Source organism: Streptomyces sp. NPDC057616 (assembly GCF_042800575.1).
In the GTDB taxonomy this organism is placed as follows: domain Bacteria; phylum Actinomycetota; class Actinomycetes; order Streptomycetales; family Streptomycetaceae; genus Streptomyces.
This window is the reverse complement of the sequence record NZ_JBHVGU010000063.1, coordinates 1-15,883: the sequence shown is the minus strand read 5'-3', so window position 1 is coordinate 15,883 and position 15,883 is coordinate 1. Positions and strand designations below refer to the sequence as shown.

General features: G+C 73.1%; 14 protein-coding genes. 5 read left to right on the top strand and 9 right to left on the bottom strand.

The window, feature by feature from the left end:
- Positions 1 to 16: 16 nt before the first annotated feature.
- The 3 genes from ACFU97_RS43625 to ACFU97_RS43615 all read right to left on the bottom strand — a co-directional run bounded on the left by ACFU97_RS43625 (position 17) and on the right by ACFU97_RS43615 (position 5,859).
- Entirely contained in the window at positions 17 to 1,576 is a 1,560-nt protein-coding gene (locus tag ACFU97_RS43625; RefSeq protein WP_384268238.1) for a carboxylesterase/lipase family protein, read from the bottom strand.
- On the bottom strand, positions 1,573 to 4,038 hold the full coding sequence (locus ACFU97_RS43620) for a beta-glucosidase (RefSeq protein WP_384268236.1): 2,466 nt from the start codon (positions 4,036 to 4,038) through the stop codon (positions 1,573 to 1,575). The genes ACFU97_RS43625 and ACFU97_RS43620 overlap by 4 nt, the downstream gene beginning before the upstream one ends.
- 243 nt (positions 4,039 to 4,281) lie before the next feature.
- Positions 4,282 to 5,859: an RICIN domain-containing protein gene (locus ACFU97_RS43615; RefSeq protein ID WP_384268233.1), complete on the bottom strand. Its 1,578-nt coding sequence runs from the start codon at positions 5,857 to 5,859 to the stop codon at positions 4,282 to 4,284.
- Between the two features lie 359 nt (positions 5,860 to 6,218).
- Between ACFU97_RS43615 and galU the strand changes: the two genes are divergently transcribed.
- Positions 6,219 to 7,163, top strand: a complete 945-nt coding sequence (gene galU, locus ACFU97_RS43610) for a UTP--glucose-1-phosphate uridylyltransferase GalU (protein ID WP_384268230.1) — start codon at positions 6,219 to 6,221, stop codon at positions 7,161 to 7,163.
- Between the two features lie 57 nt (positions 7,164 to 7,220).
- Here the strand turns inward: galU and ACFU97_RS43605 are convergent, their stop codons facing one another.
- Both ACFU97_RS43605 and ACFU97_RS43600 read right to left on the bottom strand, forming a co-directional pair.
- A complete protein-coding gene (locus ACFU97_RS43605) occupies positions 7,221 to 7,673 on the bottom strand; it encodes a DUF4442 domain-containing protein (RefSeq protein WP_384268227.1) in 453 nt (150 codons plus the stop codon).
- A 10-nt stretch (positions 7,674 to 7,683) separates the two neighbouring features.
- On the bottom strand, positions 7,684 to 8,136 hold the full coding sequence (locus ACFU97_RS43600) for a hypothetical protein (RefSeq protein ID WP_384268224.1): 453 nt from the start codon (positions 8,134 to 8,136) through the stop codon (positions 7,684 to 7,686).
- 54 nt (positions 8,137 to 8,190) lie between these two features.
- On the opposite strand from ACFU97_RS43600, the gene ACFU97_RS43595 reads away from it, so the two are divergent.
- From ACFU97_RS43595 to ACFU97_RS43585, 3 genes are all read left to right on the top strand, one after another.
- Positions 8,191 to 8,538, top strand: coding sequence for a hypothetical protein (locus tag ACFU97_RS43595; RefSeq protein WP_384268221.1), 348 nt, complete (start codon positions 8,191 to 8,193; stop codon positions 8,536 to 8,538).
- A 75-nt stretch (positions 8,539 to 8,613) separates the two neighbouring features.
- A complete protein-coding gene (locus ACFU97_RS43590; protein ID WP_384268218.1) occupies positions 8,614 to 9,657 on the top strand; it encodes a hypothetical protein in 1,044 nt (347 codons plus the stop codon).
- Between the two features lie 74 nt (positions 9,658 to 9,731).
- Positions 9,732 to 11,039, top strand: coding sequence for an MFS transporter (locus ACFU97_RS43585; protein WP_384268215.1), 1,308 nt, complete (start codon positions 9,732 to 9,734; stop codon positions 11,037 to 11,039).
- Here ACFU97_RS43585 and ACFU97_RS43580 read toward each other — a convergent pair.
- From ACFU97_RS43580 to ACFU97_RS43570, 3 genes are all read right to left on the bottom strand, one after another.
- On the bottom strand, positions 11,001 to 11,846 hold the full coding sequence (locus tag ACFU97_RS43580; RefSeq protein WP_384268212.1) for a spermidine synthase: 846 nt from the start codon (positions 11,844 to 11,846) through the stop codon (positions 11,001 to 11,003). The genes ACFU97_RS43585 and ACFU97_RS43580 overlap by 39 nt on opposite strands.
- A 109-nt stretch (positions 11,847 to 11,955) precedes the next feature.
- Positions 11,956 to 13,125, bottom strand: coding sequence for an elongation factor Tu (tuf, locus tag ACFU97_RS43575; RefSeq protein ID WP_384268209.1), 1,170 nt, complete (start codon positions 13,123 to 13,125; stop codon positions 11,956 to 11,958).
- A gap of 285 nt (positions 13,126 to 13,410) precedes the next feature.
- Complete coding sequence (locus ACFU97_RS43570) at positions 13,411 to 14,133, bottom strand: DNA alkylation repair protein (RefSeq protein ID WP_384268207.1); 723 nt, start codon at positions 14,131 to 14,133, stop codon at positions 13,411 to 13,413.
- A 49-nt stretch (positions 14,134 to 14,182) separates the two neighbouring features.
- Here ACFU97_RS43570 and ACFU97_RS43565 point away from each other — a divergent pair, with 49 nt between their 5' ends.
- Positions 14,183 to 14,950, top strand: coding sequence for a TVP38/TMEM64 family protein (locus ACFU97_RS43565; RefSeq protein ID WP_384268204.1), 768 nt, complete (start codon positions 14,183 to 14,185; stop codon positions 14,948 to 14,950).
- A 37-nt stretch (positions 14,951 to 14,987) separates the two neighbouring features.
- Here ACFU97_RS43565 and ACFU97_RS43560 read toward each other — a convergent pair.
- A partial coding sequence (locus tag ACFU97_RS43560) for a thiolase family protein (protein WP_384268201.1) occupies positions 14,988 to 15,883 on the bottom strand: 896 nt, incomplete at its 5' end.

Here is a 15,883-nt window from a genome sequence, read left to right as displayed (position 1 = left end):
CGGGAAGCCTACCGGGTCAGCCGTTCGAGGCACCGTCCCACAGGTCGCACCGGTGTTCGTGACGGACAGAGGTGCTCAGGGTGTTCCCGCCCGTGGACGCGGTCTTCAGGGAGAGCACCGTCCCGGGGCCGGAGGGCATCGTGGGCTGCCCCGCGGCACGGGGCACACCGGTGCGCACGAAGGACCCCCAGTACTGCACCATCTGCCGCGACAGCGCCTTCTGCTCGGCGTTCAGCGGGGAGTCCAGCCCGAAGTGCCTGAAGAGGTACTGGATCTCGTTCACATGCGTGGCGCCGAAGTCGAAGTCGGTGTGCAGATTGCGCAGCGAGGCGAACGGCGGGGAGGTCCGGTCGGCGAACTCGTACGAGTAGACCGGGCCGCGGGTGGCGAGCAGGCCGTCGAGCCGCAGTGCCGGGCAGCTGAACAGGGTGTCGCCGAGCGCGGTGGCGAAGCCGATGGTCGGCGTCGGGTAGTCGCCGAGCGGGTAGCGCGCGAGGGCCGCGTCGCCGAAGGTGTCCCGCATGACCCCCGGGTACTGCTCGGCCGTCAGGGGTGTGCCGGCCAGGTCGAACGAGGAGAAGGCGAAGAGCCGGCCCTCGTCCTTGTTCGAGCCGTTGATCACCGGCACCCGGGATGCGGTCCCGTTCGCCACGGCCTGTTCGGGCTGGACCGGCAGGAAGGCGCCACCCGTCACCGGGCCCCAGTCGAAGTCGTTCTGGGCCTCCAGGACCTCGCGCGCGGACTTGCCGCGCAGGCACGCCAGGGTCGAGCAGCCGAGCTTCCGGGCGAAGGAGGCGCCCTGGTCCACCGCGTCCTGATGCGTCCGGGCGGTGCAGTCGTCGTAGGCGCCGCTCTCGATGATGCCCGCGCGGAACAGGCCGCGGGCCGTCGGCGAGGCCAGCTGCGTGCAGACCGAGCGGCCGCCGGCCGACTCGCCCGCGATGGTGACCCTGCCCGGATCGCCGCCGAAGCGGCCGATGTTGGCGCGCACCCAGCGCAGCGCGGCCTGCTGGTCGAGCATTCCGAAGTTGCCGGAGACCCCGTCGTGCGTCTCGCCGTCGAGACCGGCCGTGGCGAGGAAACCCATCGCGCCAAGGCGGTAGTTGACGGTCACCACGACCGTGTCCGTCTGCCGGGCGAACACGTCGGGGACGACGTCCTGGCCCGCGCCCGCGGTCAGCCCGCCGCCGTGGAACCAGACCAGGACCGACCGCCGCGCGGTCCCCTCCGGCACATACACGTTGAGGTCCAGGCAGTCCTCGGTGTACGACGGCTGCTCGTAGCCGGGGTCCCAACTCGACGTCTGCACACACTTGTTGCCGAAGTCCCGTGCGGAGCGCACCCCGTGCCAGGGCCGCACGGGTCGCGGGGCACGCCAGCGCAGGCCGCCGACCGGCGGCTCGGCGTACGGGATGCCGAGGAACTGCCGTCCCTCTGCGGTCGTTTCGCCGCGGACCGGGCCCGCGTCGGTGCGGACGACGGGGCTCCCGCCCTCCGGCGCGGCCTGCGCCGCCGGCACGGGCGCGACGAGCGCCGCCGCCAGAGCCGTCAGACCGATGACGATGCGCCGGATCATCTGCTCACCTCCACGTTCGTACGCAACCGGAGATCGCCCGCGGACGCCCCGGCCCACACGGCGCGGCGGCCGGTGCCGAGCACCCAGCCGTGCCGCGTGGTGTCCCAGGAGGACAGGGTGCGCGCGGTGACGTCCAGCGTGACACGCCGCCGCTCCCCCGCGCGCAGGGCGAGCCGCCGGTAACCGGCCAACACCCGTACCGCCTGGTCGAGTCGGAGGTGCGGCGAGGGCCCGACATAGACCTGCGGCACCGCGACGCCGTCCCGGCGCCCGGTGTTGCGGACGGTGAGGGAGACCTCCAGACCGCGCCGGGTGCACCGGGCCCGCAGGTCCTCGTAGGAGAAGGAGGTGTACGACAGCCCGTGCCCGAAGGGGAACAGTGGCCGCACGCCCTCGGCGTCGTACCAGCGGTAGCCGGCGTGGATGCCCTCCGAGTACGCCTCGGTGCCGTTCACGCCCGGGTAGCGGCGGGGGTCGCCGGCGACCGGATGGTGGTCGTCGTCGACCGGGAAGGACTGGGTGAGCCGGCCGCCGGGGTCGCACTCGCCGAACAGCACGGCGGCGGTGGCGGCCGCGCCCTCCTGTCCCGGGTAGTACATCTGCAGCACGGCGCCGGTGCGCCGCAGCCAGGGCATCGACGTGGAGGACGAGGTGTTGAGGACGACCGTGGTGCGCGCGTTGGCGGCCGTGACCGCCTCGATCAGCCGCTCCTGGTGGCCGGGCAGGGCGAGCGTGCCGCGGTCCTGGCCCTCGGTGGCGTCCTCGTAGGCGAACAGCACCACGTCGCGGGCGACTTGGGCGGCGGCGACGGCCTCCGCGACGTCCTGTGCCCTGGTGGCACCGGTGCTCCTGCGCAGCCGGAACGTCAGCCCGTCGGCTCCCCCTTGCGCGGTGATCCGCAGCGTGTGGGCGCCCTTGGCGAGGGTGAGCGTCTTACGGCGCACGGAGAGTCCGTCGGGGGCGGCCGAGATCAGCCCGCCGGTGAAGAACTCGCCGAATCCCGGGGCCTGCGGGAAGAGTTCGGCGCCGTCGAGGAGGACCTCGGGGCGGGCCGTTGGCGCGGAGGAGAAATGCAGGACGAAGGTCCACTCGTCGTCCTCGGCGACGGTGAGCGTCCCGTCGTAGGTCCAGATCGCGCCCGCGGCGACCCGCTGTCCCTCGCCGGCGAAGCCGGGGCTGAGCGCGGACGGCGGGACCGGTTTGCCGTAGAGGTCCTCGCCGAGGGCGTAAGTGACCTTGCCCGCACGGGACTTGAGGGCGTCGAGCGGGCTGTCGGCGTGGTCCGGCACGACATGCGCGCTGCCGCCGCCGCTGACGAAGGGCAGGCTGCCGGTCGGGCCGATCACCGCGACGCCGCCGCCGGGCCGCAGGGGCAGGGTGCCGTGCTCGTTGCGCAGCAGGGTGGCGCCCGCCTTGGCGACCTCCAGGGCCACGGCCGCGCCCGCGGATGCGTCGCGGTCGGGGCGCGGCGGGACGCTGCCGTCGAGCAGTCCGACGCGGTCCATCACGGCGAGGATCCGGCGCACGGCGCGGTCGACGTACCGCTCGGGTACGCTGCCGCTCTGCACGGCCGACTTCAGCGCCGTACCGAAGTAGGCGCCGTCGGGCATCTCCATGTCGAGGCCGGCGGTGATCGCCGCGACGGTGCTGTGCGCGGCGAACCAGTCGGTCATCACCCAGCCCCTGAAGCCCCACCGGTCGCGCAGGACGCCGGTGAGCAGCGTGGCGTTCTCGCAGGCGAAGGTGCCGTTGACCTTGTTGTAGGCGCCCATCACCGCGCCGGTGCCGGCGTTCACCGCGGCCTCGAAGCCGCGTAGTTCGAGCTCGTGCATGGTCTGCTCGTCGACCCGCACGTCGACCGACATGCGGTCCTGCTCCTGGTTGTTCAGCGCGAAGTGCTTGACGGTCGCGACGAGATGCTCGCCCTGGATGCCGGCGATCTCCGCGGCGACCAGGTCGGAGGCGAGCAGCGGATCCTCGCCGAGCGTCTCGAAGTTGCGGCCCGCGTACGGGGTGCGGATGAGGTTGACCATCGGGGAGAGCAGGACGTCCTGGCCGAGCGCGCGGCCCTCGCGGCCGACGACCTGGCCGTAACGGCGGGCCAGGGACGGGTCGAAGGCGGAGGCGAGCAGGACGGGCGCGGGCAGGGCGGTGGCGTGCCGGGTGACCCGGACGCCCGCCGGGCCGTCGGTCAGCCGCAGGGGCGGGATGCCCAGGCGCGGCACCCCGGGGACGTAGCCGGCCTGGCCGAGCGAGGCCGGGTCGGTGGCACCGTGCAGGAGGGAGATCTTCTCGTCGAGGGTGAGCTTGCCGATCAGGCCTTCGACGCGGGGTCCGGCCCCCGCCTCGGGTCTGTCCTGCGCGTGCGCGGGGGGTGCGAGTCCGCCGGTGGCCGCGGCGGCGACGGCGATCGCGCCGCCCAGCAGGCGCAGCGCGGATCTGCGGGAGACAGTGTCGGTCATGGGCCGTCACTCCTTCGGTGCGCGAACACGACGTTGTGCGTTCGGGCTGTGAACGCACCATGCGGCGCAGGTGACTTGACGCTCCGTCGGCCGCAGGGGGCGCGGCGGGAAAACTATGACCGGCAGTGACTCGTGTCAACGAAGCGAACGGGAAACGCTGCGATGCCGACAAGAAACGAAGACGGGGCCGCCCGGTGAGGGCGGCCCCGCACGGCCCTGAGGGCCCGTGGCGTCGTGGCGGACTCAACTCCCCTGTCCGCCGGGGCCACTTCCGGCACGGCCGGCCTCGAGCGCCCACCGCTGTCCGGTCCCGCCGTCCCGCGCCGCGAGCACGACAGCCCTCCCCCCGCCCGGCGCGAGGAGCAGCCCGTTGCCGTCGCGCAGCAGGAACTCGCCGCGGACCGTGAGGTCGTAGCGGATCCCCTCGCCGTGCACGAGGCACCCGGCCAGCGTCACCGAGCGCCCGCCGGGGTCGGAGGCGAGGCACAGCGCGGGGTCGAGGCCGCTGCGCAGCAGGCCGTCGCTCCGGTACGACCACTGCTGCGAGCCCGCGGCGGAACAGGCCGCCAGGACGGCCGCGGCACCGGACGCGGCCCGTCCGCCGTCGATGTCGACACAGAGGCCGGACGCGGCGCTGCGCAGCCGGCGGCGCCCGAACTCGGCTGGCCGCCCCACGGGGGCGGGGCGCCCCAGGGAGCCGGGGCGCGCGGCGGAGGCGGGCCGCGTGCCGTCCAGCAGGGTGCCGCGAGACGAGGTGCCGGCCGCGGTGTGCGACGGGTGCAGCGTGGTGCTGCTCTCCGCTCCCCAGGTGGCCTGCGTTCCGGGGACACCGTTGTCGTCGGTCCAGCCCTTGGCTACCAGCACGGTGGCGAGCAGCGCGAGGGCCGCCACACCGACGCCCACCGCGAGCGCCACGGTGTGCCTGCGCGAGGGGACCGGGCGGTGCCGGCCGTCGCCGCCCGGACGCAGGGGGCCGCCCCCGGCACGCAGGGCGAGGCCGCCGCCGCGGCGGGGGCGGGAGTCGAGATAGCGCCGGGCGCCCCAGCCGAGCACGGTCTCGGCGAGCAGATCCTCCAGACCGCCCTCGAAATGGCTGAGCTGTTCTGCGGCCTGCCGGCAGTACCGGCACGCCATCAGATGCTGCTGGACATCGGGGAGCAGGGCTCCGCCGCGGCGTATCGGGACATCGAGGAGACGGTTGTAGAAACGGCATTCCCGGCTGGGCGCGAGTTCCCGGTGGGCACGTACGCAGCCCACTCTGAATTGCTCGCGCGCCTGCTCCAGCGCGGCCGCCGCGGTGCCCGGATCCACCCCCAACAGACCAGCCGGTACGGATATGGGCTCCGCCTCGACCTCGGTGTGCCACAGGAGGCATTGCGAAGCTCCCGGAAGTGCCTGAAATGCCCGCTCCGCAAGGCGCCTCCTTTCCGGAGTCGCGGGCCGCGCGGCACGTAGTCCGCGCCCGCCGGTCGTTTTGCGGAGTTCCGGCAGAAGAACGGATATTCCGTCATCTGCCGCCCACTCCTTGACCGTGTCCCGGACGGCGGCGAGGAGCTGCGGCCGCAGGGCGCCGTCGGCCGGCCGGCCCAGGACCCGGTGGAAGGCGGCGGCCGCGGTCATGGCCGCCGTGTCCTCGCCGGAGGCCAGGCAGACGACGGCGTAGTCGAAGGTCGCGCGCCAGTGGCGGGCCAGCAGCAGCGCGGTCGCGCGGGCCCCCTCGGGGCCCTGCCCCAGCTGCGCCAGAAGGTTGCGGTCGGATTCGGGTGTGCCCGATCCGGGACGGGGTGGATAGGGCGGGCGTGGGGGGTAGGGGGATTGCACGGAACCATTTCCTTCCATGCCGCGGGACGGTGGGGGGAAACGCATCCAACGGATATCTGGCTCCCGATTGGTGCGTACCTATACCGCGTCGAGTTCTGGGACCGCTATAGGGCCGCTCACTTTCGCACAATTGACGGACACGAAACAAGGAGTGCGAACAGCTCCCGACCGAAAAGCGGAAACCTCAAATGGGTTACCGGCGGTACCCGTACCCGCATTCGAAATAGTCGTTGAGCGGTCTACCAAGTTGTGTGCGCGGCAGGGCGGTCGGCACACGAAATCTCCACCGCCGCGGACCCACAGCGGGCTCCGATGTGTCTCTCGGCGGGCTCTCATCCGCGTCCGCCAGCATGGGCCGCATGATCGCCCCCCACGCTTCCGGCGCCCCCGTCCGCACCGTGCGCAAGGCCGTCGTCCCGGCGGCCGGACTCGGCACGCGGTTCCTGCCCGCGACCAAGGCCACCCCGAAGGAGATGCTGCCGGTCGTCGACAAGCCGGCCATCCAGTACGTCGTCGAGGAGGCGGCCGCGGCCGGACTGGACGACGTCCTCATGGTCACCGGCCGGCACAAGCGGGCCATCGAGGACCACTTCGACAACGCCTTCGAGCTGGAGCAGGCGCTGGCGGCCAAGGGGGACGCCGTACGCCTGGACGCCGTACGCGATCCGGCCCGGCTGGCGAACATCCACCACGTCCGCCAGGGCGAGCCCCTCGGCCTCGGGCACGCGGTCCTGTGCGCCCGCCGCCACGTCGGCGACCAGCCCTTCGCGGTGCTGCTCGGCGACGATCTGATCGACCCGCGCGAGACGCTGCTCAGCCGGATGCTCGACGTCCGCGACCGGCACGCGGGAAGCGTCGTCGCACTGATGGAGGTCCCGCCCGAGCAGATCCACCTCTACGGCTGCGCGGCCGTGGAACCGACCGGCGAGCAGGACGTCGTGCGCGTCACCGGCCTGGTGGAGAAGCCGTCGCGCCAGGACGCGCCGAGCCGGTACGCGGTGATCGGCCGCTACGTCCTCGACCCGGCCGTCTTCGACACCCTGGAGCGCACCCCGCCCGGCCGGGGCGGCGAGATCCAACTCACCGACGCGCTCCAGGAGATGGCCGTCGGCGGCACGGTGCACGGCCTCGTCTTCGAGGGGTTGCGCCACGACACCGGCGACAAGGCCGACTACCTGCGCACGGTGGTCCGGCTGGCCTGCGACCGGGACGACCTGGGCCCCGAATTCGTCGCCTGGCTCAGGGAGTTCGTGGCCGGCCTGGACGGCGGCGCGGCGGCGAAGACCCGCCGGCTCGCGGCCTGACGGCGCACCGAAGGCCCGGGAACGACACGCTCCCGGGCCTCAATCCACCGTCATCGCTCAGCCGTTGGGACGCAGCGTCCACACCACGGTCATCTCGCCGGTCACCGCGCCGTCCGCGCGCCGGATCTCGATCGACACCGGGAACTCGGGCCGCTCCCCCGCGTCCAGCTCCGCCACGACGTCGGCGGCGGGCCGGCCGAGGGTCGCGGTGGCGGTGACGGCACCCATCGCCAGCTTCCGGTAGGCGATCTCGGCGCTGACGGCGAGCGGGACGGCACGTGCCAACTGCTCCCCGAACGCGGCCAGCACGATCGCCCCGCTCGCGGACTCCCCGAGCGTGAACATCGCGCCGGCGTGCGGCCCGCCGACGTGGTTGTGGTACTCACTCTGGTCCGGCAGTGCCACGACGGCCTTGTCGGCCGTGGTCTCGAGGAACTCGAGATTCAGGGTCCGGGCCATCGGCACCGTCGCGGCGAGCATCTCGCCGATCGACATCTGGTCTGCGCTCATGGGATGGATGTTACCCACGAGTAGCCACGGCTGACCAGACGCGTACGACGATCGCCGTATCGATGCGGCCCATGTGGCCGGGACAGCGGCAGCCGGGGGCGGCCAGGAACCGCAGCAGCGACCGGCACAGGGCGATCCGCATCAGCAGCCGTTCCAGGGCAATTGGCACCAGCAGCCGCCTCAGGACAACCCGTACCTCCAGCCCGCTCGGCCGTCCGGGCCATCGGGTGGCGGCCGCCGTACCAGGGTGATTGCTGTCACAGCGGCCGCGGCCGTCGTGGTGGCCGCGGCGGTGACCGGTGCCGTGCTGCTGGGCGGCGGCAGCGACGCCAAGGCCGATCCGGAACCCGGACCCTGCGCCGTCCTCCGCGTCGCCGGGCGGCACCGCGAATCCGCGGGCCGGCGGAGCGCCGAAGCCGACCGTGGCCGGCCGGCAGGCCGTGGTGAACGCCGACGCCGGCATCGCCTTCGGCGTACCGGCCAACTGGGTCCTGAAGTCGCGGGTTGGGTGTCGTACGTGGCGGAGAACGACGACCCGGACGACACGCCCCTGGTCGCCACGAAGGCTCCCGCGCCGCTCAAGGAGAACCGGTGCACGTCCGACGACGACAAGGACGGCCAGGTCGACCGCACACCGCTGGCCGGCGCCGGGACCAGGAAGAACAACGGGGCCAGGAGCAGCGCCGAGGCGGCCCGCGCCGACGCGGCGGCCTGGGTCTACGGCACCTGCACCCAGCCCGGCCACAAGAAGGTCGCCACCGGCCCGGCGACCCGGTTCACCACCGCCTCGGGGCTCACCGGCAGCGTCGCGACGTCACGGTCGTCCGGGGTGACGAAGCGGCACAGGTGCGACTCCGAATCCTGACGCCCCCGTTTTGCTACGGCCCCGACAAGTCACGGTGACCGAATCGTGTCCCGGGCAGCACTAGGGTGGCTCTTCATGTGGCCAGGACAGCAGCCGCCCGGGGGCGAGCAGAATGCGCAGGGGCAGAACCCTCAAGCGCAGAACAACCCGTACCAGCAGCCGGGGTACCAGCAGCCGAACCCGTATCAGCAGAGCGGGTACCAGCAGCCCAACCCCTATGCGCAGCAGCCCCAGTGGGGGGCGCCGGGAGCGCCGGGGGCGCCTCAGCCGCCGGCCGGTGGCGGCGGTGGCGGCGGCGGCAACCGGACGAAGCTGATCGCGATCGTGGCGGCCACGGCCGTGGTCGTGGCCGCCGGTGTCACGGGCTTCCTGGTCCTCGGCGGCAAGGACGACGACAAGGCCGACGGCGCCAAGGGCAAGAAGGTCAGGCAGTCGCCCACCGCGTCGGCCGATCCGAGCGCGTCGGCGTCGGGGTCCGACGACAACCCCCGCGGCGGCGAGGGCGCGAAGGCGACCATCCCGGGCTGGAAGGTAGTGGTGAACCCCAAGTGGGGCACCGCCTTCGACGTGCCGGCGGACTGGGAGGTCGACTCCCCCGGCATGTCGATCGGCTTCGAGGACGACAAGGACCCGACCGGCAAGCCGCTCATCGTCATGTCCGCACCGGCCTACTACAAGTCCAAGTGGTGCACCTCCGACGACGACAAGGACGGCCACTCGGACAACACGGCGCTCGCCGCGGTGGGCACCAAGGGTGCGGACGGCGCGAAGAGCACCGACGAGGTCGCCGTGAACCAGGTGCCGTGGTGGGTCTTCGGCGGCTACACGCAGCCTGACAAGAAGAGCCTCACCTTCGACAAGAAGGCCAAGACCTTCAAGACGGCCTCCGGCATCACCGGCAAGTACGCCTGGGCCAGGTCCCACAACAGCCCGCAGATCGGCAAGTCCAAGTGCGCGAGCGACGGCAAGGCGATCACGTTCGGCTTCAAGAACTCCGCAGGTGACTACGTGGCCTGGAACCTCTACGGCGCGACCGGCGTCAAGGGCGAGGTGCCGGACGCGACGATCATGAAGATCATGAGCACGGTCCGGCTGTCCGGCGAGCCCACCGGAGGCTGACGGCCCCGGGCACGGGCACAGGGGCCCACTGAATCGGTTTGTCGCGGGGCGGGGTCGCTGGTCATAGTGCGGAGGTGACCGAACCCGCCGCCTCCCGCCGCCCGTCGCGCCCCGCGTGGGCGGGCCGCAACTACAGCCTGCTCACCGCCGCCGCCGTGGTCACGAACCTCGGCGGCAACGGCGCACTGATCGCCGCCGCGTTCGCCGTCCTCGGCGCGGGCGGCGACGGCGGCGACGTGGGGCTGGTGGCCGCCTCCCGCACCGTGCCCCTCGTGGTGTTCCTGCTGATCGGCGGCGCGGTGGCGGACCGGCTGCCCCGGCATCGCGTGATGGTCGCGGCCAACGCCCTCAACTGCCTGTCCCAGGGCGCCTTCGCGCTGCTCGTGCTCACCGGGCAGCCGCGGCTGTGGCAGATGATGCTGCTCACCGCGCTCGGCGGTACCGGGCAGGCGTTCTTCGGCCCGGCCGCCGAGGGCATGCTGATGTCGTCGGTCCAGGGCGAGCAGGCAGGCCGCGCGTTCGCGGTGTTCCGGATGGCGATGCAGGGCGCGGGGCTCGGCGGTGCCGCGCTCGGCGGCGCGATGGTCGCCGTGGCCGGGCCGGGCTGGGTGCTCGCGGCGGACGCGGCGGCGTTCGCGGTCGCCGGGTCGCTGCGCGCCTTCCTCGACGTGAGCCATGTCCCGCCGCGCCCGCCCGGCGGCGGCATGCTCGCCGATCTGCGCGAGGGCTGGCGGGAGTTCGCCGGACGGCCGTGGCTGTGGGGCGTCGTCGTCCAGTTCTCCATCGCCAACGCCGTGGTCGGCGCCGCCGACGCGGTCTACGGCCCACTCGTCGCCCGGGACGACCTGGGCGGGGCGGGACCCTGGGGTGTGGCCCTGGCGTGCTTCGGCGCGGGCACGGTCGGCGGCGCCCTCCTGATGACCCGCTGGAAGCCGCGCCGCCTGCTCCTCGCCGGCACCCTGTGCGTCTTCCCGATGGCCCTGCCTTCGGCAGCCCTGGCCGTGCCGGTCCCGATCGGCGTCCTGTGCGCGGTGATGTTCCTCTCCGGCACGCTGGTCGAGGTGTTCGGGGTGTCGTGGATGACCGCGCTGCACCAGGAGATCCCGGAGGACAAGCTCTCCCGCGTCTCGGCCTACGACTGGTTCGGCTCCATCGCGCTGGTCCCCGTGGCGACGGCCTTCGCGGGCCCCGCGGAGGAGGCCTTCGGGCGTACGGCGTCCCTGTGGGGCTGTTCCGTCCTCGTCGTGGTCGTCACGGCCGCCGTCCTGTGCGTGCCGGACGTGCGCAACCTCCGGCGCACCACCAGGCCCGTGCTGGAGGGCCCGGTGGCCGCGATGGACGCCTCAGCCGATGCCGAACGCCCCGTCGGGGGGCTCGGGTGACGGCACCGCGTCCTCGTCCCCGACCGGACGGGCGTCGGCGATGAAGTGCTTGACGCCCGGGCCGTGTTCGACGCGCGCGGGGAACGCGTCCGCGGCGGTGCGGCGGGCCAGCGCCGGGACGTCGACGGGGTGGTGGGCGGCGACCAGGATCGCGTTGCCGAAGCGGCGGCCGCGCAGTACGGCCGGTTCGGCGATCAGCACCAGCTCCTCGAAGACCGCGGCGAAGGTGGCCAGTTGGGAGCGGAGGAAGGCGAAGGGCGCGGCGTCGGCGAGGTTGGCCAGGTAGATGCCGTCGTCGCGCAGCACCCGCTCGGCCTCGCGGGCGTAGCCGAGCGAGGTGAGGTGCGCCGGGACCCGGGAGCCGCCGAAGACGTCGGCGACGAGGACGTCCGCGGAGCCGGCGGGGGCCGCTTCCAGCCAGGCGCGGGCGTCGGCGGTGTGCAGGGTGATGCCGGCGCCGTCGGGCAGCGGCAGATGCCGTACGACCAGCTCCAGCAGGGCGCGGTCGGCCTCGACGACGTCCTGCCGTGAGCCGGGCCTCGCGGCGGCGAGATACCGGGGCAGGGTGAGCCCGCCCCCGCCGAGGTGCAGCACGTCCAGCGGGCTGCCCGGCTCCGCGAGGGTGTCCAGCACATGCCCGAGCCGCTGCGCGTACTCGAACTCCAGGTGCTCCGGGGCGTCCAGGTCCACGTACGACTGGGGCGCCCCGTCGACCGTGAGCAGCCAGGCGTGCTCGCGGTCGACGTCCGGCATGAGCTTCGCGACGCCGAAGTCGACGTTCCTGGTCACAGGTATGGGCTCGGTCACAGGTCCATTGTGCTGCGCCGCGGGACACCGGTCCCGCGGCGCCTCGAACGTGCGCGGGGAACCGCGCGGCCGGTCACGGCCGGCCCGCGGTCCCCCGCCCGTCTCCGCCCTACTCCACGGTGGTCACGGTGCCCGCTCCCACGGTCCGCCCGCCCTCACGGACGGCGAACCCGAGCCCGGGCTCCAGCGGCACGTCCCGTCCCAGCTCCACGGTCATGCTGACCGTGTCGCCGGGCCGGGCCACGGCCGTCTCGCCGAGGTCGACGTCACCGACCACGTCCGCGGTGCGGATGTAGAACTGCGGCCGGTAGCCGGTCGACACCGGTGTCGTCCGCCCGCCCTCGCGCGCCGAGAGGACGTACACCTGGGCGGAGAAGCGCCGGCCGGGCTTCACGCTGCCCGGCGCCGCCACGACGTGCCCGCGCCGTACCGCGTCGCGCGGCACCCCGCGCAGCAGCAGCGCGACGTTGTCCCCGGCCTGCGCCTCCTCCATCGGCTTGCCGAAGGTCTCCAGGCCGGTGACGACGCTCTCCAGCCCGGCGCCGAGCACTTCGACCCGGTCGCCCACGCGGACGACACCCCGCTCGACGGCACCCGTCACCACGGTCCCGCGGCCGGTGATGGTGAGCACGTTCTCCACCGGCAGCAGGAACGGCGCGTCGACGTACCGCTCGGGCATGGGCACATAGGTGTCCACGGCGTCGAGCAGCGCCTCGATGGACGCCGTCCAGCGCGGGTCGCCCTCCAGGGCCTTGAGCCCGGAGACGCGCACGACGGGTACGGAGTCGCCGCCGTAGCCCTGCGCGGTGAGCAGTTCGCGGACCTCCAGCTCGACCAGGTCGGTGAGCTCCTCGTCGCCGGCGTCCGCCTTGTTGAGCGCGACGACGATGTGGTTCACCCCCACCTGCCGGGCGAGCAGGACGTGTTCGGCCGTCTGCGGCATGATCCCGTCGACGGCGGAGACGACGAGGATCGCCCCGTCGAGCTGCGCGGCGCCGGTGACCATGTTCTTGACGTAGTCGGCGTGGCCCGGCATGTCCACGTGCGCGTAGTGCCGGGTGTCCGTCTCGTACTCGACGTGCGCGATGTTGATGGTGATGCCGCGGGCGGCCTCCTCCGGGGCGCGGTCGATGCGGTCGAACGGCACGAACGTGCCGGTCCCGCGCTCGGCCAGCACCTTGGTGATGGCGGCGGTCAGGGTGGTCTTGCCGTGGTCGACGTGGCCCATGGTGCCGATGTTCAGATGCGGTTTGGTGCGCACGTATGCCGTCTTGGGCATGGCGATACCTCGAAGCCTCTTCGTAGGAGAGATCAGGACCCCAAGGACTTGCCGACCCTCCCCCTGCGGGGTCCGCCGGACGTTCCGGAGAGGGTCAGCTTCGGGCGCCGTCGACTGCGGCGACGAGTGTGGAGACGGCAGCCTTCGGGGCATCCGCGACCGCGGATGCTGCGAGGTGGAAGGCGTACCGGAACATGACGCCGATCATCGCCGACCGGACGTCGGACGTCTAATGGTTTTCCCCTGCCGCCCGTTCGCCCGCCGCGAGTTCGGGCGCCGGTCGGCTCAGGCCCCGATGTTCTTCAGCGCCTCGCGCACCGACAGCGGCGCGAACCGCCCGCGTTCCCGCGCCAGGAACGCCCGTACGGCCTCGGGGTCGGTCTTGGCGTACTCGCGCAGACACCAGCCGATGGCCTTGCGGATGAAGAAGTCGGGGTGGCCCGACTGGCGCAGGCAGTAGCCGAAGAGCCGTTCGGTGTCGGTGCGTTCCTTGTAGCGCAGCTGGTGCAGCAGGGCGGTGCGGGCCACCCACAGGTCCTCGTCCACGATCCAGGCGTCCATGTCCGCCGTCAGCGCCGGATCGGCCGCCACCAGAGCGCCCACGACATGGGCGGCGAGCAGGTCGACGGTGTCCCACCAGGAGACGGTGGAGACGAGGTGGCGGGCGACCGGCAGGAAGCCGGAGGAGCACGCGCGCACGTGCCGGCGCAGATAGTCGACGGCGAAGTAGTGGTACTCGCGCTCGGGCAACTGCCAGCAGCGCAGGGCGATCGCCGCGCAGTCCGCCTCGGCGGGGCGGGGCAGGCCCGCCACGACCGTGCGGGACAGGGCGCGGCGCCCGGGTGTGGTGAGGCCGAGGAAGGGCGCCACGTCCTTCATGTACGCGCGCATGGGAGCCGCCCGCTCCGGGTCGGCGGCCGCGGCGTACGTGGCGGTGAGCCGTTCCAGTACGGTGTCGGCGAGTGTGCTGGACGGCACATGCGCGCCGACCAGCCCTGTGACGCTCATGAGACGAACCATACGGCGATCACGGACATTTGTCGGTTAGTGTCACTGGATGCTCGATGCCACCACCCGCTCTGGGGGCACCGCCACGGCCTCTCCCCGGGCCGCCGCCACGGAGCTCGCCGTCGCCGTACCCGCACCGCCGGGACCGAGCGCGCGCGTCACGCGCGTGCTGCTCTCCCCGTGGTCGCGCCTGTCCCTGCTCGTCGTCCTGCTCGCCGCCGCCGCGAGCACCGTGCTGCTCTACGAGCCGCAGCGGCTGCTGGCGCACGGCTTGCCGCCGCAGTTCGGCGGGGCCGCGGCGGCCGTGGTCTTCGCCGCGGCCTACGGGCTGTGCAGCGTGGCGTTCGTGCCGAGGCCGCTGCTGAACCTCGGGGCGGGCGCGCTCTTCGGCTCCCAGCTCGGCACCGGGGCGGCCCTGACCGGCACGGTGCTCGGCGCCGGGATCGCCTTCGGCCTGGGCCGGATGCTCGGGCAGGACGCGCTGCGCCCGCTGCTGCGGGGCCGGCTGCTGAAGGCGGCGGACGGGCAGCTGAGCCGGCACGGCTTCCGCTCGATGATGGCGGTCCGGCTCTTCCCCGGGGTGCCGTTCTGGGCGGCGAACTACTGCGCCGCCGTCTCCCGCATGGGCTGGGTTCCCTTCCTGCTCGCGACCGCGCTCGGCTCGATTCCGAACACCGCCGCGTACGCCGTCGCCGGTGCCCGCGCCTCGTCGCCGACGTCCCCCGCCTTCCTGATCGCGATGGCCCTCATCGCCGTGCCGGCCCTGATCGCCGCCGTGGTGGCCTGGCGCAAGCGTCACCACCTGCGCGGACAGTGACCACGGGCGGTACGGGGGTGCCGTCCGCGGGCCAGGCTCACACACTCTCCAGGATCATCGCGTTGGCCAGCCCTCCCGCCTCGCACATGGTCTGCAGGGCGTAGCGGGCGCCCCGCGCGCGCATGGCGTGCACGAGGGTGGTGGTCAGCCGGGTGCCGCTGGCCCCGAGGGGATGGCCGAGGGCGATCGCGCCGCCGTGCACGTTGACCTTGGAGAGGTCGGCTCCCGTCTCCTGCTGCCAGGACAGGACGACGCTGGCGAACGCCTCGTTGACCTCGAACAGGTCGATGTCGTCGAGGGTGAGGTGCGCCCTGCGCAGCACCTTCTCGGTCGCCGGCACGACGCCCGTGAGCATCAGCAGCGGGTCGGAGCCGGTGACGGCGAAGCTGTGCAGCCGGGCGAGCGGGCGCAGGCCGAGCCGGGCCGCCGTCTCGCCGGACATGATGAGTACGGCGGAGGCGCCGTCGTTGATGGGGCTCGCGTTGCCCGCGGTGACGTTCCACTCGATCTGCGGGAACCGCTCGGCGAACGCCGGGTCGTGGTAGGCGGGCCGGAGGCCGGCGAGGATCTCCGTGGTGCTGCCCGGCCGTACGCACTCGTCCCGTGCGACGCCCTCCAGGGGCGCGACCTCCGCGTCGAACAGGCCCTGGTCCCAGGCCGCGGCGGCCTTGTGGTGCGAGGAGACCGCGAAGGCGTCCATCTGCTCGCGGGAGACCGACCACTTCGCGGCGATGAGCTCGGCACTGATGCCCTGCGGCACCAGGCCCTCCGGATAGCGCTCGGCGACGCCGGGGCCGAAGGGGTCTTTGCCGGGCGGCACGTTCGACCACATCGGCACCCGGCTCATGGACTCCAAGCCGCAGGCCACGACGATGTCGTACGCGCCCGAGAGGACCCCCTGCGCCGCGAAGTGCACGGCCTGCTGGGAGGAGC

Bases quoted from the DNA above. Each gene is read 5' to 3' on its own strand.
- ACFU97_RS43625 (WP_384268238.1), bottom strand. From the start codon at position 1,576: ATGATCCGGCGCATCGTCATCGGTCTGACGGCTCTGGCGGCGGCGCTC.
- ACFU97_RS43620 (WP_384268236.1), bottom strand. From the start codon at position 4,038: ATGACCGACACTGTCTCCCGCAGATCCGCGCTGCGCCTGCTGGGCGGC.
- galU (WP_384268230.1), top strand. From the start codon at position 6,219: ATGATCGCCCCCCACGCTTCCGGCGCCCCCGTCCGCACCGTGCGCAAG.
- ACFU97_RS43605 (WP_384268227.1), bottom strand. From the start codon at position 7,673: ATGAGCGCAGACCAGATGTCGATCGGCGAGATGCTCGCCGCGACGGTG.
- ACFU97_RS43600 (WP_384268224.1), bottom strand. From the start codon at position 8,136: ATGCCGGCGTCGGCGTTCACCACGGCCTGCCGGCCGGCCACGGTCGGC.
- ACFU97_RS43590 (WP_384268218.1), top strand. From the start codon at position 8,614: ATGTGGCCAGGACAGCAGCCGCCCGGGGGCGAGCAGAATGCGCAGGGG.
- tuf (WP_384268209.1), bottom strand. From the start codon at position 13,125: ATGCCCAAGACGGCATACGTGCGCACCAAACCGCATCTGAACATCGGC.
- ACFU97_RS43570 (WP_384268207.1), bottom strand. From the start codon at position 14,133: ATGAGCGTCACAGGGCTGGTCGGCGCGCATGTGCCGTCCAGCACACTC.
- ACFU97_RS43565 (WP_384268204.1), top strand. From the start codon at position 14,183: ATGCTCGATGCCACCACCCGCTCTGGGGGCACCGCCACGGCCTCTCCC.